Raw genomic sequence first — 24908 nt, forward strand, 5'->3', positions numbered from 1 at the left:
TTGCTGAAGCCCACGCCTCACCTGCCGATAAAGGCGACGTGTCATCGCGTCCACCTATCGGCGTCGAGGTCGTGCTGGAGCGCGGCGGCGATTCCTGGTTTGCTGCCCGGGTGTCGTCCTATGACGGCGACCGTGTGGTGCTGACGCTGGACGACGCCGAGGAGGCACCGGCCTCCGTCTCCGAGGCCGTCATGTCGTGGACGACCGAGCGTGGCGTCTTCCGGGCCCCGGGCTCCGTGACGCTCGAGGGCACGCGCGCACGGGTCGCGCTGCACGCGGCGGCCACGCGGACACAGCGCCGGGAGTACGTCCGGCTGCCGATGGACACGCAGATGACGCTCGCCCACAGCAACGGCGTCGCCCGCGGCACGCTCATCGACCTGAGCGAGGCGGCGCTGCGGATGCGGATGCCCGACACGGGAAAGGCCGTCATCGAGCCCGGCGACGAGGTCCGCTCGGCCTTCACGATCCACCACACCGGCTTCATGCTGCGCGGCACGGTGCTGCGCGAGCAGGCGAGCGGTGTGCCGAACACGATCGACGTCGTGGTCATGCTCGACATCCCCGCCCGCACGGCCAACGACCTGCGCCGCAACGTCGTCTTCGAGCAGATCGAGCGCCAGTCCGACCTGTATGGCGCGCCGACCGACGAGCCCCGCCGGGACCTGCGGTGAGCGTCGGGCTGCCCGAGGGGTTCCGCGCCTGGCTGGTCCACGCGCGCACCGCCCCGACGATCGCCACCGTCACCGTCCAGGCCCGTACGACGGGCGGCTTCTTCTTCACCGGCGGCCTCTTCGTCGTGCTCGGGACCCTGCGCCCCGTCGTGTGGTCGGGAGCCGCCATCGACGCGATCCGCTCCATCGGGATCTTCGCCGTCCTGGTCGGGGTGCTGCTGGCGCTGGTCGGCTACCGGCTGCCGCGGTTCTGGTACCACGGGGTGGTGGCGCTGGGGACCGGGCTCATCACCGCTCTCGTGCTGCTGGGCCACGGGGGTGAGGCGTCGGTCGCGCTGGCGGTGCCCTACGTCTATGTCGCGCTCGACGCCGCGTTCTTCTTCGCGTTCGCGGGGCTGATCGGCCAGTGCGCGTTGATGACGCTCTGCGCGGCGTACTCCATGCACCACGTCGGGCTCCCGCCCGCGGCGATCGTGCTGATCGTGGGCATCGCCATCGTCGCGGGGACCGTCGTCGCGTGGCTCGCCCGGGCCGCCAACCTCGCCGAGAAGGACCCGCTGACCGGGCTCGGCAACCGGCGCGCCTTCGACCGTCGCCTCGAGGACGACCTCGCCCGCACGCAGCACGAGCACAGCAGGCTGGCGCTGATCCTGCTCGACCTGGACAACTTCAAGATCGTCAACGACAGCTCCGGGCACCAGGTCGGAGACCAGCTGCTCCTCGCCTGCACGGAGCGCTGGCGTGAGCTGCTGCGCGACGAGCAGCTGCTCAGCCGCTATGGCGGGGATGAGTTCGCGGTGATCCTGCCGGGGCACACCCTCGGCCGGGCCGCGGACATCGCCGACCAGCTGCGTGAGATCGCCCCGGCCGGCATCACCATCTCGGCCGGCGTCGCCGCCTGGTCGGAGGGCGACACCGCCTCGGTCCTGCTCGGTCGCGCCGACGTGGCGCTCTACGAGGCCAAGTCGGCGGGTCGCGACCAGACGGTCGTCTACGGCGATCCGACCCGTGGCGCCAGCGAGCTCGAGGCTGCCATCAGCTCGGGCGAGCTCGTCCTCAACTACCAGCCCGTCGTACGCCTCTCCGACGGTGTCGTCGTCAGCGCCGAGGCGCTGGTCCGCTGGCAGCACCCGCGCCGCGGCCTCGTCCCACCGATGGACTTCATCCCGCAGGCGGAGCGCACCGGCGCGATCCACGCGCTCGGCGCCTGGACGCTGCAGAAGGCCTGCTCGGTGACGTCGTTCTCGTGTGACACGCGCGGGGTCGGGGTCAACGTCTCGGTGCCCGAGCTGCGCAACCCGGGGTATGCGGACGCGGTCAAGGAGATCCTGGTCGTGCACGGGCTGCGACCCGACCGGCTCACCCTCGAGGTGACCGAGGCGCTCTTCGACGAGGACGACCCCCAGGTCGTGCGCACGCTCGAGGCGCTGCGCAGCTTCGGCATCCGGGTCGCGATCGACGACTTCGGCACCGGCTACTCCTCGCTGAGCTGGCTGGAGAAGTTCCCGATCGACGTGGTGAAGATCGATCGCTCCTTCGTGCAGGCGATCGACCCGTCGCGTGAGCGCCAGCCGGTGCTCTCGGCGATCATGGCCATCTGCGGCTCGCTCGGCGTCTCGGTGATCGCCGAGGGCGTCGAGACCGAGGAGCAGGCCGCGGTGCTGCGCGAGCTGGGCGTCGACTACGCCCAGGGCTACCTCTTCGGCAAGCCGATGCCGTTCTCGCACCTGCCGGCCGAGCCGGCGATCACCGTGACCCGCTGAACCGCGGCGCGTCGGGCCGCGGCGTCGTAGGGTCGGGCCATGGCTATCCGGAGGCGTCCGAACCCGGCCCGTACGCTCGCCCTCGCCGCAGCGGTGGCGCTGGCGGGTGCCCTGCTGTCGGTGACCGCCCCGGTAGCGGCCTCGACCGGGCACCCTGCGGGCAACACCACGGCGAGCGGTCTCAACGCGTGCGCCTCCGACCGGGACGACGACTCGGCCGCGTGCCTGGCGGGAGCGATCGCGGACTACGACCGGGCGCGGGCCGCCGAGGGGATGGGCCCGATGACGCTGCCGGCCGGGTACGCCGCGCTGACGGCGCCACAACAGCTCCTGACGCTCACGAACATCGATCGCGTCGACCGCGGCCTGCCGCCGATCGCGGGGCTCTCGGCGACCCTCAACGCCTCCGCCCGAGGCGGCGCCGCCTCCGCCTCCGACCCGGCACCGCCGAAGAACCTCACCGCCCACGGCGTCACGTCGATGCGGATGGGCAGCAACTGGGCATCGGCGCTCAACCCGCTGTGGGCCGAGTTCCTCTGGATGTACGACGACGGGCCCGGCTCCGGCAACGCCGACTGCCACCGCTCCTCCGATGCCGGCTGCTGGGGGCACCGCGACAACATTCTCGCCCCCTACAGCGGCAAAGCGCTGATGGGCGCCGCGACCGGGAGCACCGGCTCGGCGGCGATCTACGTCGACCGGACCCCGCAGTACACCGACGTCACGTACTCCTGGAAGGGCGGGAAGGCGGGTGCCGCTCCATCGGCGAAGCGCCACCACCTCGTCGTGGCCGGCAGGCCGGGCAGGATCACCGGGCGTCCGATCGTGGGCCGGACCCTCACCGCGCACCTCCCCGGGCTGCACGTGGACTCGGCAACCGGGCCCGCCCCGAAGGGCGTGAAGGCCCGGATCGCCTGGCTCCGGGACGGGCGGATCATCGCGAGGTCAACCGGCGCGCGGCACCGGGTCACCGGCGCCGACCGCGGCCACCGGATCACGTTCCGGGTCGTCTTCCGAGGCGCCCGCTACGCCAGCGCCCGGACCTTCACCTCGGGTTCGGTGAGGGTGCTGCGCTGACCCGTCCGGACGACTGGTTGAATTCGGTAGGTCTCCTCTACCCCCGAAGGACGTGACTTGATGAGCCAGGCCGCCCACGCCGAGCGCCGTACGAACCGCGAGGCCCGCCGCGTCGGCGGCCACGACGCCCGCTCCTGGCAGTTGGTCAACGCGCTGCGCCCCGAGGACTTCGATGCCGCCGAGCTCGGCCGCGCCGACCAGATCATCCTGGACATCGAGGACGCCGTCGACGGCTCGTTCAAGGAGAAGGCCCGGGCCAACGTGCTCGAGTGGCTCGCCGCCGGCGGGCGCGCCTGGGTCCGGATCAACGACGTGACCACCAGCGACTGGGAGCACGACGTGGCCGCGCTGGCCGGCGTCGAGGGCCTGCGCGGCGTCATCCTCGCGAAGACCGAGGCACCGGCCCAGGTCACCGACACCTTCCACCGCCTCGGCGGCCACACCGCCGTGATCCCGCTGATCGAGTCCGCGCTGGGCATCGAGGAGGCCGTCGCGATCGGCCGCGCCCCCGGCGCGTACCGCCTCGCCTTCGGCTCCGGCGACTACCGCCGCGACACCGGCGCGGAGAGCAACGCCCTGGCGATGGCCTATCCGCGGACCAAGCTCGTGCTCGCCTCGCGGATCGGCAACCTGCCGGGCCCGATCGACGGCCCCACCCCGTACGGCGTGCACGCGGTGCTCCGCGAGGCGGCCGCGGATGCGGTGGCGATGGGCATGACCGGCAAGCTGTGCCTCGACCTCGAGCACCCCGCGGTCATCAACGAGTCCATGTCGCCCTCGCCCTCCGACGTGGCGTGGGCGCTGGAGTTCCTCGCCGAGTTCGAGGCCAACGGCCGCGTCATCCGCGACGGCTCGGACAAGCCGCGCCTGGGCCGCGCCGAGAAGATCCGCGAGCGCAGCGAGGTCTTCGGCATCCAGCCGAGCTGATCGGCGCGGGGGCGGATCGGCGATCGAGGCCGCTCTGCCCCTTGTGCCACCGGCATCGGCCGGGTCGGATGGAGGCATGACGCCTCAGGAGCGCACGTCCGGACCGCTGACCGCCGATGAGCTCGACCGTCTCGACAGGTGGTGGCGTGCCGCCAACTACCTCTCGGTCGGGCAGATCTTCCTGATGGACAACCCGCTGCTGCGCGAGCCCCTGCGGTTCGAGCACGTGAAGCCGCGGCTGCTGGGCCACTGGGGCACCACCCCGGGGCTCACCTTCCTCTACGCCCACCTCAACCGCGCGATCGTGCAGCGCGACCTCGAGGCCCTCTTCATCGCCGGCCCCGGCCACGGTGGGCCCGGCGTGGTGGCGGCGACCTACCTCGAGGGCACCTACTCCGAGGTCTACCCCCACATCGGGCTCGACGAGCGCGGGATGAAGCGACTCTTCACCCAGTTCTCGTTCCCCGGCGGCATCCCCAGCCACGTGGCCCCGGAGACCCCGGGCTCGATCCACGAGGGCGGTGAGCTGGGCTACTCGCTCTCGCACGCGTACGGTGCCGCCTTCGACAACCCCGACCTGGTCGTCGCGGCCGTGGTCGGCGACGGTGAGGCCGAGACCGGGCCGCTGGCCACCTCGTGGCACTCGAACAAGTGGCTCGACCCGCGTCGCGACGGCGCGGTGCTGCCGATCCTGCACCTCAACGGCTACAAGATCGCCAACCCGACGGTGCTGGCCCGCATCCCCGACGACGAGCTGCTGGCACTCTTCCGCGGTTACGGCTACGAGCCGCACGTGGTCGCCGGTGACGACCCCGCCACGATGCACCAGCAGCTCGCCGCCACCCTCGACGCCTGCCTCGACCGGATCGCCGAGATCCAGGACCACGCCCGCAGCACCGACGACCCCACCCGCCCCGCCTGGCCGATGATCGTCCTGCGCTCGCCGAAGGGCTGGACCGGTCCGCGCGAGATTGACGGCAAGCCGATCGAGGGCTACTGGCGCTCCCACCAGGTGCCGTTCGCCGACGCCCACTCCGACGCGAGCCACCTCCAGGTGCTCGAGGAGTGGCTGCGCTCGTACCGGCCCGAGGAGCTCTTCGACGAGGACGGCGCCCCGTACCCGGACATCGCCACCCTGCATCCCGGTGGCGATCGCCGGATGAGCGCGACGCCGCACGCCAACGGCGGCCTGCTGCTCGAGCCGCTCGACCTCCCGGACTTCCGGACCTACGCCGTCGACGTGCCGGTGCCCGGGACCGGTGCGGTGGGGGCGACCGGCGTCCTCGGGCAGTGGCTGCGCGACGTCGTGCGCGACAACCCGGACAGCTTCCGGCTCTTCGCGCCCGACGAGAACTCCTCCAACCGGCTCCAGGCAGCGATGGAGGTCACCGACCGGGCCTGGAACGCCGAGATCATCAGCGACGGTCTGTGGGCCGACGATCACCTCGCGCCCGACGGCCGGATCATGGAGATCCTGTCCGAGCACACCTGCCAGGGCTGGCTCGAGGGCTATCTGCTGACCGGGCGGCACGGGCTCTTCTCCTGCTACGAGGCCTTCATCCACCTGGTCGACTCGATGTTCAACCAGCACGCGAAGTGGCTCAAGACCACCCACGACATCCCGTGGCGGCGCCCGATCGCCTCGCTCAACTACCTCCTCACCAGCCACGTGTGGCGTCAGGACCACAACGGCTTCTCCCACCAGGACCCGGGCTTCATCGACCACGTGGTGAACAAGAAGGCGGAGGTCGTCCGGGTCTACCTTCCGCCGGACGCCAACACGCTGCTCTCGGTGGCCGATCACTGCCTGCGCTCGCGCGACTACGTGAACGTGATCGTCGCCGGGAAGCAGCCCGCCCTGCAGTACCTCTCGATGGACGAGGCGATCGTGCACTGCACCCGCGGGATCGGGGTCTGGCACTGGGCCTCCAGCGACGGGGGAGTCGACCAGCTCGGCGAGCCGGACGTCGTGGTGGGCTGCGCCGGTGACGTGCCGACCATGGAGGCGCTGGCCGCCGTCGACATCCTGCGCCGGCACCTGCCCGAGCTCCGGGTGCGGTTCGTCAACGTCGTCGACCTGATGCGGCTGCAGTCGGCCAGCGAGCATCCGCACGGACTCTCGGACGCCGACTTCGACGCGCTGTTCACCACCAGCCGGCCCGTGATCTTCGCCTATCACGGGTACCCGACGATGATCCACCGGCTGACGTACCGCCGCCGCAACCACGCCAACATCCACGTGCGGGGCTACAAGGAGGAGGGCACCACGACCACGCCGTTCGACATGACGGTGCTCAACCAGATCGACCGCTTCTCGCTTGCGCTGGACGTGCTCGAGCGGGTTCCGGGGCTTCTGGATCGTGCCGGGGAGCTGCACGACGCGCTGAAGGTGAAGCTGGTCGAGCACAGTCTCTACGTCCGTGAGCACGGCGAGGACATGCCCGAGATCCGCGAGTGGCAGTGGAACCGCTCCGGGAGTGGACCGACGTCCGCGCGGGCGGGCCAGGAGTCCGCGCGGTGAGGGTCCTGGTCGTCAACCCGGGCTCGACCGGGCTGAAGACGGCCCTCGTCGAGGACGGCGAGACGATCCGTACGGCCGAGGTCGGCGTGGGCCTGGCCCTCGACGAGGTCGCCCGGGTGGCCTCGGGATGGATGCCGCTCGACGCCGCGGCCGTGCGCTTCGTCCACGGCGGGCCCGACCACCGCGAGCCGGTCCTCGTGACCGACGCCGTGCTGGCCGCTCTGGAGTCGGTGATCCCACTGGCGCCGCTGCACAACCCGACGGCGCTGGGGGCGGCGCACGCACTGGCCTCGGCCCATCCGGAGCTGCCGCTGGTGGCCTGCTTCGACACCACCTTCCACGCCACCCTGCCGGCCGAGGCGGCGACCTACCCGCTGCCGCGGGCGTGGACCGAGCGGTGGCGGCTGCGGCGCTACGGGTTCCACGGGCTGTCCCACGAGTGGGCCTCGGCGCGGGCGGCCACGCTGCTGGGTCGGCCGCTGGAGGAGCTGCGGGTCGTGGTGTGCCACCTCGGCGGCGGAGCCTCGCTGTGCGCCGTCGCGGGCGGCGTCTCCGTCGACACCACCATGGGCTTCACGCCGCTCGAGGGCCTGGCCATGCAGGTCCGCAGCGGCTCGGTCGACCCGGGGATGCTGCTCTGGCTCCAGCAGGTCGGTGGCCTGCCGCTCGACGAGCTGGCCGAGGGGCTGGAACGGCACTCCGGGATGGCCGGGATCTCCGGCACCTCCGGTGACATGCGCGAGATCGTCGCCGGCGTCGACCGGGGCGACGAGCGCTGCCGGGCGGCGTTCGACGTCTACGTCCACCGCCTCGTCCGCGAGCTCGGCGGAATGGTCGCCTCCGCCGGCGGGCTCGACGTGCTGGTCCTCACCGGCGGTGTCGGCGAGCACGATCCGAGGGTCCGGGCCGCGGTCGCCGAACGGCTCGGCTGGCTGGGCGTCCGGATCGACACCGGGCGCAACGCGGAGGCCAGCGGCGAGGACCGGGACATCGCCACCGACGAGAGCCTCGTACGGGTGCTCGTGGTGGCCGCACGCGAGGAGCTGGTCGCAGCCGCCCACGCCCAGCAGGTGCTGGCGGGCTGAGCGCTGGCTGTTCGCGAGCGACGAATTCTCAGACGTTCTGCTGTGGTGCTCTTCGCTGCCCCTCAGCCGGGCGGCCCAGGCTGGTGACAACGCCCCTCACCGCCAGGAGATCCCGATGCCCGGTCAGTCCAACCCCGCCGCCCACACCACCGCGGGTCCCGTCCGCCGGAGGCGCTCGCGTGCGCTCGTGGCGGCCGCGCTCGCCCTGCCGCTGCTCACGGTCCCGGTGGCCGCCCCCGCCGTCGCGGCCACCGTCGACGCCCGGTCGTACGACCCGTTCGGGCTCGGAGCGTTCGGTGCCTTGGGTGGCTCGTCGTACGGCTCCGTGTTCGGCGACCTCGGTGGCGCCGGGTACGGCGACCTCTACCAGGGCGGACTCGGCGGGGACGCCGGGGCGACGACGAGCACGACGCAGGACGCGACCGCCGCGACGACCGACCAGTCGACGGGCGTGGTGCTCATCGACACCGTGCTCGACTACGACGAGGGTGAGGCGGCCGGCACCGGCCTGGTCCTGACCTCCGACGGCACCGTCGTGACCAACCACCACGTCGTCGCCGGCGCCACCTCGATCACCGTCACGGTGCCGAGCACCGGCAAGAAGTACAAGGCAACGGTCGTCGGGTACAGCACCTCGCGCGACGTCGCCGTGCTGAAGCTCCAGGACGCGAGTGGGCTGGGCACCGTCACCACCGACCCGACGGTGAGCACCGGCGCGTCGGTCACCGCGGTGGGCAACGCCGAGGGCGCGGGCGCGCTGACCGCTGCGGACGGCGCGGTGCTGCGGCGCCGGACCACCATCGACGTCAGCGGTGACGACGGCACCACCGAGCACCTGAAGAACCTGATCGAGGTCTCCTCCGACGTGGTCTCCGGCGACTCCGGCGGTGCCCTGCTCGATGCCGACGACGAGGTCGTCGGGATGAACGTCGCGGCCTCCTCCGGCACCGCCGACGTCACCGGCTACGCCATCCCGATCTCGCGGGTCCTGCGGATCGAGCAGAAGATCCTCGCCGGCCAGGCCAGCACCACGATCACCATCGGCAACCGCGCCGCGCTCGGTGTGCAGGTCGCCACCACGAGCACCACCCCGGTGGTCTCCGGCGTGGTCTCCGGCGGCGCCGCCGACGGGGCGGGGATCGGCGCCGGCGACACGATCACCTCGGTGGGTGGCTCCTCGGTCGCGACCTTCACCGCGCTGACGAAGGCCCTGTCCTCCTACCAGCCCGGTGACCGGGTCACGGTCGGCTGGACCGACGATGCGGGCACCACGCACAGCGCGACGGTCACGCTCGGCACCGCCCCGATCGGCTGACCGGGGCTCAGCGCGCCCGGACGGACTTGGTGTAGCCGGTCTGCCACCCGCCGCCGCCGTACCGGACGCGGTAGGTCGCGCCGGCCGTGACCGGCAGCGACACGACGCCCTTGCTGTTGGTCCGGGTGCTGCGGATGGAGACCCACCAGCGGCCGCGACGCTGCTGCAGGTGGACCGGCACCGAACGGGCGACACTGCCCCACGGCGCGCGCACCGAGGCGCTGAGCATGCCGTGCCGTTGACGGAGCACCACCGTGGGCAGGAAGCGCGAGACCGTCAGGGTGTTGGACATCGAGGGATTCTCGTTGCCGTTGCCACCGAAGACGACGCGATAGCTCGACGCCGCCGTGGGCGCATCGGTGAAGACGACGTTTCCGCCGCTGTCCGTACGCGCGTTGCGGATCGTGCCGTAGCTGCCGTTGGCACGGCGCCGCTGGAGGGCGACCGGCACCGAGCGCACGCCCATCCCGGTGACCGTGTCGCCGAGGTGGTACGCGAGCTTCAGCGGGTAGCCGGTGCCGCCGGCCAGGCTCCCGGCGGTGGAGGTGCTGTAGGTCGGCACCGTGGTGCCGTCGGCGGCGAGCGCGGCCGGTCCCGCGGGAGTCCCGAGGCCGGTGGGCCCGTCCCATCCGCGGCCCGCGCTGCACAGCGAAGCGGGGGAGCAGGAGCCGGTCGAGCCCTGGGTGACGTCGACCAGCTGGTCGGTCGCGTTGTAGATCGACATCGGCGAGGTGTGGTTGCCGGCGAGGGCGTAGAGCGCCGTCAGGATCGGGGCCGCCAGCGAGGTGCCGCCCGCGTTCCACCAGTGGCCGCCGCGCCAGAAGAGCATCCCGGTGTCGGGATCGGCGAGGGCGGAGATGTCGGAGACGACCCGCTTGCCGCGGCACACGCTGCTGAGCTGCTGCTCGGCCTGAGGCACGGTGATCGACTGCAGCGACGAGCAACCGGAGCCGGCTCCCGACCAGGCGGTCTGCTGCCACACGCCGTTGACCAGCTTCACGCTGGTGCCGCCGGCAGCGACCACATTGGTCGCGCTGGCCGGGAAGAGCGCCCCGCCGCTGTAGCCGCTGTCGCCGGCCGCGGCGACATAGGTGACGTTGGGGTTGCTGTAGTAGGTGTTGCGCAGCGAGGCCGACGAGGTGGACTCGGGCGATCCGTACGAGAGCGAGACGTAGGTGGCGCCCAGCCGGGTGGCCGTCAGCGCCGCCTTGGCCATGTCGGTGATCCCGGCGGTGTTCGCGTCGACGAGCAGGATGTGGCACGTCGGGCAGATCGCGGTGACCGCCTGGACGTCGATGGCGATCTCGGTGACCCAGTCACTGTTGGTCGCCGGCAGCCTGCTGGAGCCGTCCTGGCCGACCTCGCGGAAGCAACCGTTGGCGGTGGTGCACGCCGGCAGCCGGAAGTTGGTGCGGAAGTACGTCATCTGCTTCTGGGTGTTCGGGTCGCTCCCGACGTCGACGATGCCGATCGTGTCGGTCGGCTCGAGGTCGGATGGGATCCGGTACAGGCTCGCCAGATCGCTCGGGGTGTAGCTGTCGCTCTGGTTGCGTCCGGCCAGGGGCGTCACGGTCTCCTCGTCGGCGGTCACGCTCTGCTGCGTGACGCGCTGGACCACCGCGTCGCTGACGGGCCGACTCCGGGCCAGGCAGGTGACCTCACCGGGAGCCGGTCGGGCGGGACACGCGGTGGCGGTGACCGGGGCGAGAGCGGGCTCGGCGAGGGAGCTGTCGGCGACGGCTACGGAGGGAGCGGCCAGAAGGCCGACCGTGGTGAGGATCGTCGACAGCAGCGCCAGGATGGGGAGGGAGCGACTCTTCATGGGCTGCGATCTGTCTAGGCAGGTTCTGCTGTATGGCGGATCTGGTGTGCTGAGATGCCCATCGGCCCCTAGGGTCCTGATGTGACCGGGTGGCTCGGGAAATGATTCGTTCGGGGCATATACGGGAGAACTACTGGGATATCCGGTCGGCCTGCCGATCGACGGGAGACATTCATGAGCGGGGGAGGGACGCGTGAGCGATTCGACGTCGGAGCATCAGCTCCCGGCGAACGGCTTCGTGCCGTCACCGTTCTGGGCTGATCCGGTCCCCGCCGCCGGTGCGGCCGCGAGCATCGCCCCGGTGGTCCCGGACGCTCCCGCCACCCCGGGCGCCCCGACCTCCTCGGAGGTCGTGGCCGAGGCGGTCACCCGCGACGACGCCGCGCTCACCACCGCGCTGCGCGAGCTCCTGCGCAACGTGCCCCCGCAGCGCAGCGAGCCGCCGTTCGAGCGCGCCGACACGACCGTCGAGCCGTTGGCGGGCGAGCCCGGGCAGGAGTCGGCGGAGCGCGATCCGCAGGCGGGGTCCGACGCTGGCGACGAGCTGTCGCTCGACGACCTCGACCTGGACCTCGACGACCTGGCCTCCGACGCCGAGGACGAGGACCCCGAGGCGCTCGGGGACGAGGAGTCCGACGAGGACGCCGCGGACGACGAGGCGGAGTCGGAGGCGGTGCTCGCCCAGCGCACCCGCTTCGACGAGCTCGTCGAGGAGCGCGTGCGCCGCGCCCGCTACGCGCACCACCTGACCCGAGCGGTCTTCACCCCCGGCGAGTCCGCGACCGCTGTGATCGTGGAGAAGCGCGCCGCCGTCTGGGTGCCGACCCTGACCTTCGTCGCGACGCTCGTCAGCGCCGCGGCCGCCGTCGTCCTGGCCACCCGCCTGCACGGTGACCCGGCCGACCCGACCGGCCACCAGCTGCTCATCGTGATGATCACCGTCTGCCTGCTCGCCGCCGCGTTCGGCATCCTGCTGCGGGCCGAGGTGCACTACGAACGGCTCCGGCCGCGCGGGCGCACGGTGCGCCACGACATCGCCGACGCGTACGAGATCGTCCGCGACGCGCCGCGCCGGCTGGTCCGCAACGACGCGCCGCTCGACGTGCTGCGCGGCGTCAGCGATCTGCTGCCGGCCGCCGAGCAGATGGTCGACGCGCTGGTGGAGTACGCCGCCGAGGGCGGTAGCCGGGTGCGCGAGCACCCGGCGTACGAGCGCATCCTGCGGATGCGCGCCGAGGTCGAGGCGCTCGAGGTGATCCTGGCCGAGCGCGAGGAGCGCGACCTCCAGGAGGAGCTCGGCCGCAAGCCACGGACCAGCGACGTCCGGGTCGTGAGCACCGACGGCACGCCGCTGCCGCGGCCCGAGCAGGTCGCCGACTACGCCGGTCTCGCCAACCTGGCCGCTTCGCTCGATCCGGACGACTGACACTCCCGACGTTTGGGAGCACCGCCACGGGGTAAAGACAGGTCGGGCACAGCACCTTGCGCCCGACCTGACTGGCCCGTGGCCGTCCGTATCTCGGGGGCGGGCGGCCGCGGGAGATATGGGGCCGATCTCTGGGAGGATCCGGGCGTGGAGATCCTGCCCGCGGACCGTCCCGACGCCTTCCTGCTGCGGCTCGACGGGATGGACCAGTCGCTGGTCGACCTGGCCGAGCCGACCCGGCTCGCCTTCGAGTACGTCCGGCGCATCGGCGACGTCATCGACGCGCACGCCCCAGCCGGCACGCCGCTGCGGCTGCTGCACGTCGGGGGAGCGGCACTCACCCTGCCGCGCTACGTCGCGGCGACCCGGCCGCGCTCGGCCCAGGTCGTCCTCGAGCCGGACGGCGGCCTCGTCGAGCAGGTCCGCGCGGAGCTGCCGCTGCCACAGCGCAGCGGCATCAAGGTCCGCATCACCGACGGGCGCGCCGGCATCGGGGCGGTGCGCGACGCCGCGATGGACATGGTCGTCGTCGATGCCTTCGCCGAGGGCCGGATGCCGGCCGACCTCACGCCCGTCCCGTTCTGGCAGGAGGTCGCCCGGGTGCTGGTGCCGGAGGGCCGCCTGATCGTCAACCTCGTCGATGACGCACCGTTCCGGCACGCCCGGCGGGTCATCGCCGGGATCCGCGCCCACCTGCCCGAGCTCGTGGTCACCGCCGAGCCGGCCACCCTGCGGGGCCGCCGGCAGGGCAACCTGGTCGTCGTCGCCGGTCGCGTTCCCGGGCAGGGGATCGCCGCCGCGCTGTCGGAGGCGGCCGCACGCTCGGGTGCGCCGTACCGGGTGCTCGACGGGGCCGCCACCAGCGACACCCTGGGCGGCGGCACGCCCTTCGAGGAGTCGGACGCCGAGGCGGGCCCGTCGCCCGAGCGCCGGCGCTGAGGGCGCGATCATGGCTGGGGCCGGTGCCGGTCGAGCCGCTAGAGTCGGCGCCATCATGGACGGCCAACATCAGCGAGGTCGGACCTCGTGCTGACCTCGCTCCTGCTCCTCGCCCTGGCGCTGCTGCTCGTCGCGGCCTGCGGCTTCTTCGTCGCCGCCGAGTTCTCCCTCGTCACCGTCGACCGCACCGCCGTCGACCAGGCGGTCTCCGCCGGTGACGACTCCGCGAGCGGTGTGCAGCACGCTCTGCGCACGCTCTCGCACCAGCTCTCCGGCGCTCAGCTCGGCATCACCATCACCAACCTCGGCATCGGCTGGCTCGCCGAGCCCGCGGTCTCGGGCCTGATCGACTCGCCGCTGCGCTCGATCGGGGTCAGCGAGAGCGCCATCGGGCCGATCGCCGTCGCGGTCGGTCTGACGTTCTCGACCATCGTCACCATGGTCTTCGGCGAGCTGGTCCCCAAGAACATCGCGCTCGCGCTCCCGATGGGGACCGCGAAGGCGACCCAGCGCCTCCTGCGGATCTTCACCACCGTCATGGTCGGTCCGATCCGGCTGCTGAACGGCACCGCGAACGCGCTCGTACGACGCGTCGGGATCGAGCCCCAGGAGGAGCTCCGCTCGGCGCGCAGCTCCAGCGAGCTCGCCTCGCTGATCCAGCGCTCCGCCGACGAGGGCACCCTCGACGCCGACACCGCCGAGCTGATGGAGCGCTCGGTCGAGTTCGGCACCCGGTCGGCCGGCGAGATCATGACGCCCCGGGTGCGGCAGCACAGCCTCGACGACGGCGAGCGCGCCCAGGCCGTGATCGAGCTGGCCCGGCGCACCGGTCACTCCCGCTTCCCGGTCCTCGACGAGAGCGAGGCCGTCGTCGGCACCGTCCACGTGAAGGCCGCCGTCGCGCTCCCCGTGCACGAGCGCGCCACGACCCGGGTCAAGCACCTGATGGCCAAGCCCATCCTGGTGCCTGACTCGCTGCGCCTCGATCCGCTGCTGGAGCTGCTGCGCAAGGAGAGCTTCCAGATGGCCGTCGTCCTCGACGAGTACGGCGACCAGGCCGGCATCGTCACCCTCGAGGACGTGATCGAGGAGATCGTCGGCGACATCGCCGACGAGCACGACACCCACGGCGCCCGCGCCCGGCTGCGCCGCGACGGCTCCTGGTCGATCTCCGGCCTGCTACGCCCCGACGAGGTCGAGGACCTCACCGGGATCGCCCTTCCCGAGGGCGAGGAGTACGACACCGTCGCGGGTCTCGTGCTCCGGCTGTTGGGCCGGATCCCGCAGCGCGGCGACGCCGCGTCCGTCGTCGTACGCGGCCCGATCGGTGCCGACGACCCCGACGAGCGCACCGCCCAGACCGCCACCCTCACCGTGGAGCACATGGACGGCCTGCGGGTCGACCGGGTCTCGCTTCGTGTCACCGGGGAGGGGCGGGCATGAGCACCCCTGTCGCCCTGGTCCTGACCTTCGTCCTGCTGGCGCTCAACGCGTTCTTCGTCGCCACCGAGTTCGCACTCGTCTCGGCGCGGCGCAGCCAGATCGAGCCGCAGGCCCAGGAGGGCTCGCGGCTCGCCCGGCGCACGCTCACCGCGATGGAGGACGTCTCCTCGATGATCGCCGGCATCCAGCTGGGCGTCACCGTCTCCTCGGTCATCCTCGGCGCCGTCGCCGAGCCGGCGGTCGCGCACGTCATCGCGCCGGCGCTGGAGGCCGTCCACGTGCCCGAGGGACTCACCCACCCGATCGCGTTCGTGATCGCGCTGTCGCTGGTCGCGTTCCTGCACGTCGTGCTGGGGGAGATGGTCCCCAAGAACATCACCCTCGCCCTGCCGGAGCGGGCCGTCCTCATCCTGGCGCCGGCGATGTACGCGGTGGTCCGCGTGCTGCGCCCGCTCATCGTGGTGCTGGACGCGATCGCGCGCGGCACGCTGCGGCTGATCCGCGTCGAGCCGGCGCAGGAGGTCGTCTCCGCGTACACCCGCGAGGAGGTCGCGGCGATGGTGGAGGAGAGCCGCGGCGAGGGCCTCCTCCGCCAGGACGAGTACGACCGGCTGGCCGGTGCGCTCGGGTTCACCGAGAAGACGGTGGCCGACGTGCTGCTCCCGACCGTCTCGCTGACCACCGTGCAGCGCGGCTCCTCCGGCGCGGACGTCGAGGCGCTCTGCGCCAGCACCGGCTTCAGTCGGTTCCCGGTGGCCGCCGCGACCTCGGAGGCGGGCGCGGAGCCGACCGCGGCGCCGGACCTGATCGGCTACCTGCACATCAAGGACGTGCTCGAGCCCGACGAGGCCCGCCGCCAGCGACCGGTCGACGACAAGTGGATCCGCCCGTTCGCCACCGTCACCCCCGAGGACCCGCTGCACGACGCCCTCGAGACCCTGCAGCGCCGCGGATCGCACATGGCACGGGTGGTCGACCAGCAGGGCGTCACGCTCGGCCTGGTCACCCTCGAGGACGTCATCGAGGAGCTGGTGGGTGAGATCCGAGACGCTGCCCACGCCGACGAGGTCGGCGCCTCCTAGGGGCGTGCGCTCCTTTACAGTGAGCGACGTGCAGGACAGCAGCACCCTCGCCGTACGGCCCGATCGCGTGTGGACCATCCCCAACGCGATCAGCGTGCTGCGCCTGGCCGGGATCGGGCTCTTCCTGTGGCTCGTTCTGGGCCCGGAGCTGGACGGTGCCGCCTTCGCGGTGCTGGTGGTCTCGGGGGCGACCGACTGGCTCGACGGCTACCTGGCGCGCCGGCTGGGGCAGTACTCCCGGATCGGGGAGTTCCTCGACCCGCTCGCTGATCGGCTCTACATCTTCGCCGTCGTCCTCGGCCTCGCGCTGCGGCACATCGTCCCGTGGTGGGTCGCGGTGCTGCTGCCGCTGCGCGACGTCCTGATGTGGGGCCTGATCCCGTTCCTGCGCAGCCGCGGCTACACCGCGCTGCCGGTCCACTTCCTGGGCAAGGCCGCGACCTTCAACCTGCTTTACGCCTTCCCGCTGCTCCTGCTCGCCGACGGCGACGGTGTGCTGGCCATGCTGTGCCGGGTGCTCGGCTGGTCGTTCGCGATCTGGGGCATCGGGCTCTACTGGTGGGCCGGGGTCCTGTACGCGCTGCAGACCCGCCAGCTGCTCCGGACCGTACCGCCGCTGCGCTCCCGCGGAGGCCCCGCGTGAGCCAGCAGACCACGCCCGGCGGCCCGAGCAGCGCACAGCTGCGGGCGGTGCCGCTGCTCGACCAGATCACCCGCCAGTCGCTCGACGAGGACTACCGGCACGTCGCCGAGCAGCGCGCCCAGCGCGGGGACGCACGACCCGCGCGACGGAGCGTACGCAGCGGCACCACCATCGCGGCCGTCCTGCTCTTCGGTCTGCTGGTCACGGTCGCCGCGGTGCAGACCTCGCGCAACTCCTCGGTGGACAACGAGAGCCGCGAGCAGCTCATCGAGCGGATCAACGCCCGGCACGCGCAGGTCGCCGACCAGCAGCGACGGATCGCCCTGCTCCGTGCCAGCACCACCCGGCTCGAGGCCATGTACGCCGAGCTCGGCCGCTCGCTCAACACGGTCAACGCGACGCGTCGCACGCTCGCCGCCGAGACCGGCTGGGCCGAGGTCAGCGGCGACGGCGTCCGTGCCCGGCTCGATGACGCTCCGAACGGCAACGCGAGCGGAGCCGTCCGCGACTCCGACCTGGCCGGCCTGGTCAACGGACTGTGGCAGGCCGGCGCGACCGCCGTCAGCGTCAACGGGCAGCGGGTCACCACGCTCAGCGCACTGCGCAACTCCGGTCCGGTGGTGCGGATCAACGACGTCTCGCTCTCGCCGCCGTACACGGTCCTCGCCCTCGGCGACACCGACACGATGCAGGCGAAGTTCGCCCAGACCACCTCGGGGATCCGGCTGGAGAGCCTCACCCGTCAGCTCGGGATGCCGTTCGACATGGAGAACGCCCAGTCCCTCTCCCTGCCCGCCGCGCCGGCCTCCATGTTGGTCCTGCGGCACGCCAGCACCGATCATGGTGCGATGACCGAGAAGGAGACGCCGTGATCGCAGCGCTGGGCCTGGTGGTCGGAGTGGTGCTCGGGCTGATCTTCCGCCCCGACGTGCCGGTCGGCCTCGAGCCGTACCTCCCGATCGCCGTCGTCGCGGCCTTGGACGCCGTCTTCGGCGCGCTGCGCGCGTTCCTCGACGGCATCTTCGACGACAAGGTCTTCGTGGTCTCGTTCGTCAGCAACGTCGTCATCGCCGCCGGCATCGTCTGGATGGGCGACAAGCTGGGCGTCGGGGGACAGCTGTCGACCGGCGTCATCGTCGTCCTCGGCATCCGCATCTTCTCCAACGTGGCGGCCATCCGAAGGCACATCTTCCATGCCTGAGCAGCACAGCCACCTCGCCACCGAGGACGCCGAGCCCACCGGGGGACGGCGCCTGCTCGACGCGCTCACCCACGTGCGCGGCGGTCGCGGCCAGGCGGTCGTGGCGGTGCTGCTCGCGATCCTCGGCTTCGGCGCCGTGACCCAGGTCAACAGCAACGACCACGACGCCACCTACGCCGGCTACCGCGAGCAGGACCTCATCGACGTCCTCAATGGTCTGGCCGGCACCACCCAGCGTGCGCAGGACGAGCTCTCCCGGCTGCAGGACACCCGCAACCGGCTGACCTCCGACACCCAGCAGCGCCAGGCGGCGCTCGACCAGGCCCAGAGCCAGGTCGACGTCCTCAAGATCATGGCGGGCCAGGTGCCGGTCACCGGACCCGGCATCCGGGTGGTCATCACCGAGAAGACCGGCGAGGCGAACGTCGACTCCTTCCTCGACCTGGTCGAGGAGCTGCGCTCGGCGGGTGCTGAAGCGATCCAGGTCAACGGCAAGGTCCGGCTCATCGCCAGCTCGTCGTTCGAGCAGGGCCCGGACGGGCTCTTCGTCGATCACCAGCTGCTCACTCCGCCGTACACGGTGGAGGCGATCGGCGACCCGTCCACGCTCGCCGGCGCCGTCACCTTCGCGAACGGTCCGCAGGACGAGTTCGGTGACGACGGCGCCGAGGTCACGGTCACCGAGCGCAACACCCTGAACCTGTCGGCGGTCCGCCCCACGCAGTAGGGTCGCAGCGACCGATCGTTGCCGATCACGAGGAGTGCGTCGTGACGCTGTACCCGCAGGAGCTCAAGTACACCAGCGAGCACGAGTGGGTGCGCAGCCCCGGCGAGCACGCCGGATCCGTCCGGGTCGGGATCACGCACTTCGCCCAGGAGGCGCTCGGCGACATCGTGTACGCGCAGCTGCCCGACGTCGGCACCCAGGTCGCCGCCGGAGGCGCCTGCGGAGAGCTCGAGTCCCATAAGTCGGTCAGCGACGTCTACGCCCCGCTCTCCGGCGAGGTGGTCGCGGTGAACGGTGGCCTGGACGCCACGCCGGGCCTGGCCAACGACGATCCGTACGGGTCCGGCTGGCTCTTCGAGATCGTCCCGTCGGCACCCGCGGAGCTCGACGGGCTGCTCGATGCGGCCGCCTACGAGGCGACCCTCCAGGCCTGACCGTCCGGGCCTGAACCGACGTGGCCGAACCTGATAGGTTCGGGATGACGTCACCCTCACCATCCGGTTGAGGGTCAGACGAGAGGATTACCCCGATGAACTGCCCCGCCTGTGGCCACGAGAACTCCGCCGACGCGCGGTTCTGCTCCCAGTGCGGTTCCGCGCTGGTCGCCGCCGCGGCCTCGTCGGACACCACCTCGACGATCCAGATCGTCGATCCCCGTACGGACACCTCCGACCGGGCGTTGAGCCCCGTCGATGCCGCCGCGGTCGACGGACTCCCCTCGGGTAGCGCGCTCCTCGTGGTGCAGCGCGGCCCGGGCTCGGGGAGCCGCTTCCTGCTCGACCGGGACCTGGTCCGCTCCGGTCGTCACCCCGAGAGCGACATCTTCCTCGACGACGTGACGGTCTCGCGCCGGCACGCCGAGTTCCAGCGCTCGGGTGACGGCTACACCGTCGCCGACGTGGGCAGCCTCAACGGCACCTACGTGAACCGCGACCGGATCGACAAGGTCACCCTCAACGATGGCGACGAGGTCCAGATCGGCAAGTACCGGCTGGTCTTCTACGCCGGTCACGGCGAGCGCTGAGGCTGTCGGCGTGACTGCTGAGAACCGTGCCGTCGAGCGCTCTCTCGAGGAGTCGCACGACGGTGCCGAGCTGCTCAACATCGGACAGGTGCTCGACCTGCTCCGCGGCGACTTCCCGGGGCTGATCAGCATCCCCAAGATCCGGCTGCTCGAGCAGGACGGCCTGATCACCCCGCACCGCACCGCCAGCGGCTATCGCAAGTTCTCCCACGCCGACGTGGAGCGGATCCGCTACGTGCTGCGGATGCAGCGCGATCACTACCTGCCGAAGAAGGTCATCGCCGAGCACCTCGACGCGATGGACCGCGGCCTCGAGCCGCCGGAGGCCGCGCCGGTGGTCCCGACCGTCCCGACGGTCCCGCTCGCCTCGGACGGCACGCCGAGCGCCGACTCGTTCCGCCGTACCGACAACCTCCGTCTCTCGCGCAAGGAGCTGGTCAAGATCGCCGAGGTCAGCGACGAGCTGCTCCGTGAGCTCGAGGACGCGCGGCTGATCACGGCGGTCCGCGGCTACTACGACACCGACGCCCTGGTGATCGCGCAGACCGCGAAGGAGCTCGCCGAGTTCGGCATCGAGCCGCGTCACCTGCGCGGCATGAAGGCCGCCGCCGACCGCGAGGTCGGGCTGGTCCAGCAGATCGTGGCCCCCCAGATGCGGACCAACGACCCGGCCGCGCGTGCCCGTGCCGAGGAGACCGCGGCCGAGGTCGCGGCGCTCTCCGTGAAGCTGCACGCGACCCTGGTCAAGGCCGGCCTGAAGCGCCCCTGAGCGCTCGCGATCCAGCGGGTAGGGTGGAACACGTGCGTGAGGTAGACGTCCTGGGTGTCCGTGTCGAGATGCCGTCGAACCAGCCGCTGGTGCTCCTGCGGGAGGTGACCGGCGAGCGCTACCTGCCGATCTGGATCGGAGCGGTGGAGGCGACGGCGATCGCGTTCGCCCAGCAGGGCGTGGTGCCACCGCGGCCGTTGACCCACGACCTGGTCAAGGACATCCTCGAGGCGACCGGCAACGAGCTCACCGAGGTGAGGATCGTCGACGTCAAGGACAACGTCTTCTTCGCGACGCTCGTCTTCGGCTCCGGCGTCGAGGTCTCGGCCCGGCCGTCCGACTCGATCGCCCTGGCGCTGCGCACCGGGACCCGGATCGTGGTCGCCGACGAGGTGCTCGACGAGGCCGGTGTCGCCGTGCCGGCGGAGCAGGAGGACGAGGTCGAGCGGTTCCGCGAGTTCCTCGATCAGGTCACGCCCGACGACTTCGAGGCGCTCTGACCCGAGGCCGTGCGCCTGCTGTGACCCTCAGGTTGAGGTTGAGGGTTGCGACACGCCGGGAGAGTCTTTGACCCGGGCCTGCTGTGGTCCTACCTTGAAGTGTCTCCGGTGTAACTCCACCGCTGTGGTCCACAGATCGCGGCGGCTTCCCCGTTTGGGGTTACGCTCACCGGAGTAGACCACGGAGGATCGCGTGAACGAGCACGAGCAGGAGCCAGGCCTCAGCGCCGAGGCAGTCCTGGCTGCGGAGCAGGCGGAGGAGCAGGGACTGCTCTTCGCCGATGATGTCTCCCCGCTGCCGAGCGATCTCGGATACCGCGGCCCCACCGCATGCAACGCCGCCGGCATCACCTACCGGCAACTCGACTACTGGGCGCGTACCGGCCTGATCGAGCCGAGCGTGCGCAGCGCCACCGGCAGCGGATCGCAGCGGCTCTACAGCTTCCGCGACATCCTGATCCTCAAGATCATCAAGCGGCTCCTGGACGCGGGCATCTCGCTCCAGCAGATCCGTACGGCCGTCACCCACCTGCGCGAGCGTGGCACCGAGGACCTGACCCGCGTCACGCTGATGAGCGACGGCGCGTCCGTCTACGAGTGCACCAGCAGCGACGAGGTCATCGATCTCCTCCAGGGTGGCCAGGGAGTCTTCGGTATCGCGATCGGCGGGGTCTGGCGCGAGATCGAGGGCAGCCTCTCCGAGCTGCCGAGCGAGCGCGCCGGTGAGGACGACGCGGCTCCGGTCGCGGGCGACGAGCTCGCGGCGCGCCGCGCTGCTCGCAGCGCAGGCTAGGCGCACCTCCTGAACTTTGATCCGGCTCCGGCCCGTCACGCGACGGTCCGGAGCCGGATCTGATTTAGCCTGAGGGTGCCAACGATCCATAGGGGAGTGTCTGTGTCCGAGCGTTTCGTCGACCGCCACATCGGAATCCGGGACGAGGACGCGGCGGTGATGCTCGAGCGACTCGGCTTCGACTCGCTCGACGCGCTGATGTCCGCCGCGGTGCCGGCCGGCATCCGCAGCGCCGCCGCGCTGGATCTGCCGGCTCCGCTCAGCGAGACCCAGGTGGCAGCGCTGGCACGGGAGATCGCCGCGTCGAACCGGCCCGGCGAGGCGATGATCGGGCTCGGTTACCACGGCACCATCACGCCGCCGGTGATCCGACGCAACCTGCTCGAGGACCCGAGCTGGTACACCGCGTACACGCCGTACCAGCCGGAGATCTCCCAGGGCCGGCTCGAGGCGCTGCTCAACTTCCAGACCCTGGTCGGCGATCTAGCCGGGCTCCCGACCGCCAACGCGTCGCTGCTCGACGAGGGCACCGCGGCCGCCGAGGCGATGACGCTGGTGCGGCGCGCCCGCAAGGGAAGCGCTGGGGCCTTCGTGGTCGACGCCGACGCGCTGCCACAGTCGATCGACGTCATCCGCACGCGGGCCGAGGCGATGGGCATCCCGGTCATCGTCGCCGACCTCGCGTCCGGCACCCTGCCCGAGGGGGAGGTGTCCGGCGTGCTCATCCAATACCCCGGCGCCTCGGGCGCGGTCCGGGATCCGCGCCCACTGATCGAGGCGGCGCACGAGCGCGGCGCCCTGGCCGTGGTCGCCGCCGACCTGCTTGCGCTGACCATGCTCGAGGCGCCGGGCGCGATGGGTGCCGATGTCGTGATCGGGTCCGCCCAGCGGTTCGGCGTCCCGCTCTTCTACGGCGGACCGCATGCAGGCTTCATGGCGGTCTCGGCCGGCCTCGAGCGTGCGATGCCGGGGCGGCTCGTCGGGGTGTCGATCGACGCGGAGGGACGCCCGGCGTACCGGCTCGCGCTCCAGACCCGTGAGCAGCACATCCGCCGTGACAAGGCGACCTCGAACATCTGCACGGCCCAGGTCCTGCTCGCGGTGACGGCCTCGATGTACGCGGTTTACCACGGTCCGCACGGGCTGGCCGAGATCGCACGTCGTACGCACGACCTCGCGGCCCGTGCCGCGGCGTCCCTGAGCGCGGCGGGGCTCGCGGTCGAGACGGAACGGTTCTTCGACACGTTCGTCGTCGCTGTGCCGGGCCGTGCTGTCGAGGTCGCCGACCGGGCCCGTCGGGTGGGCCTCCACCTGCGGGTCGTCGACGAGAACCGTGTCGGGCTGTCCTTCTCGGAGACCTCGACGGTGGCGACGCTGCGGGCGCTGCACGACGCGTTCGGCATCACGCCGGCCGCGGTCGACCCGGTCGAAGCGCTGCCGCGCGAGCTGGCCCGGACGACCCCGTACCTCACCCACGAGGTCTTCTCCGCGCACCATAGCGAGACCCAGATGCTGCGCTACCTGGCGCGGCTGGCCGGGCGCGACTACGCGCTCGATCGGGGGATGATCCCGCTCGGCTCGTGCACGATGAAGCTCAACGCCACCACCGAGATGGAGCCGATCTCGCTGCCGGGCTTCGCCGACCTGCACCCGTTCGTGCCCGCCGAGGACGCGGCCGGCTACCGGCGGCTGGTGGAGGAGCTGGAGGGCTGGCTCGCCGAGATGACCGGCTACGACCGGGTCTCCATCCAGCCGAACGCCGGCTCGCAGGGCGAGCTGGCCGGCCTGCTCGCGATCCGCGGCTACCACGATGCCCATGCCCGGGCGAACGGCGTGACCAACACCCGCGACGTGTGCCTGATGCCCGCCTCCGCGCACGGCACCAACGCCGCCTCGGCGGTGATGGCCGGGATGCGGGTCGTGGTGGTGAAGTCCCACGCGGACGGCACGGTCGACCTCGATGACCTGCGTACGCAGTGCGACGCGCACTCCGAGGACCTGGCCGCGATCATGGTCACCTACCCCTCCACGCACGGCGTCTATGAGGAGGGCATCACAGAGCTGTGCGAGATCGTGCACGCGCACGGCGGCCAGGTCTACATCGACGGTGCCAACCTCAATGCGCTGCTCGGCTACGCCAGGCCGGGGGAGTTCGGCGGCGACGTCTCGCACCTCAACCTGCACAAGACCTTCTGCATCCCGCACGGCGGCGGCGGACCGGGCGTCGGCCCGGTGGCCGTACGCGCGCACCTGGCGCCGTACCTGCCCTCGCACGGCATGCACCCCGACCCGACGAAGCGCGCCGGCATCGGTCCGATCTCGGCGGCGCCGTACGGCTCGGCGGGCATCCTGCCGATCTCGTGGGCGTACATCCGGCTGATGGGTGCCGCGGGGCTGACCCGCGCGACGGCGATCGCGGTGCTGTCGGCCAACTACGTCGCCGCACGGCTCGGGGAGCACTTCCCGGTGCTCTATCGCGGCGACTCGGGGCTGGTCGCGCACGAGTGCATCCTCGACCTGCGAGCACTGACCAAGGCGACCGGCGTCACCGTCGACGACGTCGCGAAGCGGCTGATCGACTACGGCTTCCATGCCCCGACGATGTCGTTCCCGGTGCCGGGCACGCTGATGGTGGAGCCGACCGAGTCGGAGGACCTGGCCGAGCTGGACCGCTTCATCGACGCGATGATCGCGATCCGCGGCGAGATCGAGCGGGTGGCGTCGGGGGAGTGGACCCCGGAGACGTCGGTGCTCCGCGGCGCCCCGCACACCGCGCGGGCCCTGGTCGGGGAGTGGGACCGGGCCTACACCCGCGAGGAGGCCGTCTTCCCCTCCGGGATCACACCCGACAAGTACTGGGCGCCGGTGGCACGCATCGACAACGCCTACGGCGACCGCAACCTCTTCTGCGCCTGCCCGCCCCCGGAGGCGTTCGCGGAGTGATCGGGTGGTCTGCCAGTGGGCCAGGATCTCCGCACCGAGGGCTCGAGCGGACCGACTCGGCCCTCCCACACCCTCGACTCGGCCGTAGGGCACCCTCGACTCGGCCGTGAGGCACGCTCGACTTGGCCCTCGGGCACGTGCGGCTTGGCCCTCCGGCAGGGTCGACTTGGACCTCCGGCGTGCCTGAGCCAGCCTTCAGGCACCAGAGTGAGCATTCGGTGGTGCGGGAGGGCC

Annotated in this window: 22 protein-coding genes; 21 read left to right on the forward strand and 1 reads right to left on the reverse strand. The window is 71.7% G+C overall.

All coding sequences use genetic code 11. From position 1 onward, the window contains the following. Positions 1 to 110: 110 nt before the first annotated feature. The 7 genes from ACZ5L9_RS16380 (at position 111) to ACZ5L9_RS16410 (ending at position 9362) form a co-directional block, all read left to right on the forward strand. Entirely contained in the window at positions 111 to 674 is a 564-nt protein-coding gene (locus ACZ5L9_RS16380; RefSeq protein ID WP_464529517.1) for a PilZ domain-containing protein, read from the forward strand. Next, on the forward strand, positions 671 to 2437 hold the full coding sequence (locus ACZ5L9_RS16385) for a putative bifunctional diguanylate cyclase/phosphodiesterase (RefSeq protein ID WP_464529520.1): 1767 nt from the start codon (positions 671 to 673) through the stop codon (positions 2435 to 2437). Before ACZ5L9_RS16380 ends, ACZ5L9_RS16385 begins: the two co-directional genes overlap by 4 nt. 39 nt (positions 2438 to 2476) lie before the next feature. Beyond that, positions 2477 to 3514 carry a hypothetical protein gene (locus tag ACZ5L9_RS16390; RefSeq protein WP_464529522.1) on the forward strand — a complete coding sequence of 346 codons (1038 nt, stop codon included), beginning with the start codon at positions 2477 to 2479 and terminating at the stop codon, positions 3512 to 3514. Between the two features lie 60 nt (positions 3515 to 3574). Next, a complete protein-coding gene (locus tag ACZ5L9_RS16395; RefSeq protein ID WP_464529525.1) occupies positions 3575 to 4441 on the forward strand; it encodes an HpcH/HpaI aldolase/citrate lyase family protein in 867 nt (288 codons plus the stop codon). Between the two features lie 76 nt (positions 4442 to 4517). Further along, entirely contained in the window at positions 4518 to 6962 is a 2445-nt protein-coding gene (locus ACZ5L9_RS16400; RefSeq protein ID WP_464529529.1) for a phosphoketolase family protein, read from the forward strand. Then, positions 6959 to 8047, forward strand: coding sequence for an acetate/propionate family kinase (locus ACZ5L9_RS16405; protein ID WP_464529532.1), 1089 nt, complete (start codon positions 6959 to 6961; stop codon positions 8045 to 8047). Before ACZ5L9_RS16400 ends, ACZ5L9_RS16405 begins: the two co-directional genes overlap by 4 nt. 115 nt (positions 8048 to 8162) lie before the next feature. Further along, on the forward strand, positions 8163 to 9362 hold the full coding sequence (locus ACZ5L9_RS16410; RefSeq protein ID WP_464529535.1) for a S1C family serine protease: 1200 nt from the start codon (positions 8163 to 8165) through the stop codon (positions 9360 to 9362). 7 nt (positions 9363 to 9369) lie between these two features. On the opposite strand, the gene ACZ5L9_RS16415 is transcribed toward ACZ5L9_RS16410, so the two are convergent. Further along, positions 9370 to 11184, reverse strand: a complete 1815-nt coding sequence (locus ACZ5L9_RS16415; RefSeq protein ID WP_464529538.1) for a S53 family peptidase — start codon at positions 11182 to 11184, stop codon at positions 9370 to 9372. 193 nt (positions 11185 to 11377) lie between these two features. Between ACZ5L9_RS16415 and ACZ5L9_RS16420 the strand changes: the two genes are divergently transcribed. From ACZ5L9_RS16420 to gcvP, 14 genes are all read left to right on the forward strand, one after another. Next, positions 11378 to 12610, forward strand: coding sequence for a hypothetical protein (locus ACZ5L9_RS16420; RefSeq protein WP_464529542.1), 1233 nt, complete (start codon positions 11378 to 11380; stop codon positions 12608 to 12610). A 147-nt stretch (positions 12611 to 12757) separates the two neighbouring features. Beyond that, positions 12758 to 13549 (forward strand): spermidine synthase, encoded by a 792-nt coding sequence (locus tag ACZ5L9_RS16425; RefSeq protein ID WP_464529545.1) that lies wholly within the window; start codon positions 12758 to 12760, stop codon positions 13547 to 13549. Positions 13550 to 13636: 87 nt separating this feature from the next. Next, positions 13637 to 14992, forward strand: a complete 1356-nt coding sequence (locus ACZ5L9_RS16430) for a hemolysin family protein (RefSeq protein ID WP_464529547.1) — start codon at positions 13637 to 13639, stop codon at positions 14990 to 14992. Continuing rightward, positions 14989 to 16074, forward strand: coding sequence for a hemolysin family protein (locus ACZ5L9_RS16435; protein WP_464529551.1), 1086 nt, complete (start codon positions 14989 to 14991; stop codon positions 16072 to 16074). The genes ACZ5L9_RS16430 and ACZ5L9_RS16435 overlap by 4 nt, the downstream gene beginning before the upstream one ends. Before the next feature lie 28 nt (positions 16075 to 16102). After that, the gene (locus ACZ5L9_RS16440; protein ID WP_464529555.1) at positions 16103 to 16717 is read left to right on the forward strand and encodes a CDP-alcohol phosphatidyltransferase family protein; all 615 of its coding nucleotides are present in this window, start codon (positions 16103 to 16105) and stop codon (positions 16715 to 16717) included. Next, positions 16714 to 17589 carry a DUF881 domain-containing protein gene (locus ACZ5L9_RS16445; RefSeq protein WP_464529557.1) on the forward strand — a complete coding sequence of 292 codons (876 nt, stop codon included), beginning with the start codon at positions 16714 to 16716 and terminating at the stop codon, positions 17587 to 17589. Before ACZ5L9_RS16440 ends, ACZ5L9_RS16445 begins: the two co-directional genes overlap by 4 nt. Next, positions 17586 to 17918, forward strand: coding sequence for a small basic family protein (locus ACZ5L9_RS16450; RefSeq protein WP_464529561.1), 333 nt, complete (start codon positions 17586 to 17588; stop codon positions 17916 to 17918). Before ACZ5L9_RS16445 ends, ACZ5L9_RS16450 begins: the two co-directional genes overlap by 4 nt. Continuing rightward, positions 17911 to 18645, forward strand: coding sequence for a DUF881 domain-containing protein (locus ACZ5L9_RS16455; protein WP_464529564.1), 735 nt, complete (start codon positions 17911 to 17913; stop codon positions 18643 to 18645). The genes ACZ5L9_RS16450 and ACZ5L9_RS16455 overlap by 8 nt, the downstream gene beginning before the upstream one ends. 47 nt (positions 18646 to 18692) lie before the next feature. Continuing rightward, positions 18693 to 19079, forward strand: coding sequence for a glycine cleavage system protein GcvH (gene gcvH, locus ACZ5L9_RS16460; protein ID WP_464536898.1), 387 nt, complete (start codon positions 18693 to 18695; stop codon positions 19077 to 19079). A gap of 95 nt (positions 19080 to 19174) precedes the next feature. Further along, positions 19175 to 19669 carry an FHA domain-containing protein gene (locus ACZ5L9_RS16465; protein WP_464529566.1) on the forward strand — a complete coding sequence of 165 codons (495 nt, stop codon included), beginning with the start codon at positions 19175 to 19177 and terminating at the stop codon, positions 19667 to 19669. A gap of 10 nt (positions 19670 to 19679) precedes the next feature. After that, positions 19680 to 20438, forward strand: a complete 759-nt coding sequence (gene ftsR / locus ACZ5L9_RS16470) for a transcriptional regulator FtsR (RefSeq protein ID WP_464529568.1) — start codon at positions 19680 to 19682, stop codon at positions 20436 to 20438. Between the two features lie 32 nt (positions 20439 to 20470). Next, the gene (locus tag ACZ5L9_RS16475; RefSeq protein ID WP_464529570.1) at positions 20471 to 20938 is read left to right on the forward strand and encodes a bifunctional nuclease family protein; all 468 of its coding nucleotides are present in this window, start codon (positions 20471 to 20473) and stop codon (positions 20936 to 20938) included. Positions 20939 to 21131: 193 nt separating this feature from the next. After that, positions 21132 to 21731 carry a MerR family transcriptional regulator gene (locus ACZ5L9_RS16480; RefSeq protein WP_464529573.1) on the forward strand — a complete coding sequence of 200 codons (600 nt, stop codon included), beginning with the start codon at positions 21132 to 21134 and terminating at the stop codon, positions 21729 to 21731. 102 nt (positions 21732 to 21833) lie between these two features. After that, on the forward strand, positions 21834 to 24674 hold the full coding sequence (gene gcvP, locus ACZ5L9_RS16485; RefSeq protein WP_464529577.1) for an aminomethyl-transferring glycine dehydrogenase: 2841 nt from the start codon (positions 21834 to 21836) through the stop codon (positions 24672 to 24674). Positions 24675 to 24908: the final 234 nt, after the last annotated feature.

This window comes from Nocardioides sp. JCM 18998, assembly GCF_055391535.1.

Excerpts from the sequence above, each read along its gene's own strand:
- ACZ5L9_RS16390 (WP_464529522.1), top strand. The coding sequence starts at position 2,477 with ATGGCTATCCGGAGGCGTCCGAACCCGGCCCGTACGCTCGCCCTCGCC.
- ACZ5L9_RS16395 (WP_464529525.1), top strand. The coding sequence starts at position 3,575 with ATGAGCCAGGCCGCCCACGCCGAGCGCCGTACGAACCGCGAGGCCCGC.
- ACZ5L9_RS16400 (WP_464529529.1), top strand. The coding sequence starts at position 4,518 with ATGACGCCTCAGGAGCGCACGTCCGGACCGCTGACCGCCGATGAGCTC.
- ACZ5L9_RS16410 (WP_464529535.1), top strand. The coding sequence starts at position 8,163 with ATGCCCGGTCAGTCCAACCCCGCCGCCCACACCACCGCGGGTCCCGTC.
- ACZ5L9_RS16415 (WP_464529538.1), bottom strand. The coding sequence starts at position 11,184 with ATGAAGAGTCGCTCCCTCCCCATCCTGGCGCTGCTGTCGACGATCCTC.
- ACZ5L9_RS16435 (WP_464529551.1), top strand. The coding sequence starts at position 14,989 with ATGAGCACCCCTGTCGCCCTGGTCCTGACCTTCGTCCTGCTGGCGCTC.
- ACZ5L9_RS16455 (WP_464529564.1), top strand. The coding sequence starts at position 17,911 with ATGCCTGAGCAGCACAGCCACCTCGCCACCGAGGACGCCGAGCCCACC.
- ACZ5L9_RS16465 (WP_464529566.1), top strand. The coding sequence starts at position 19,175 with ATGAACTGCCCCGCCTGTGGCCACGAGAACTCCGCCGACGCGCGGTTC.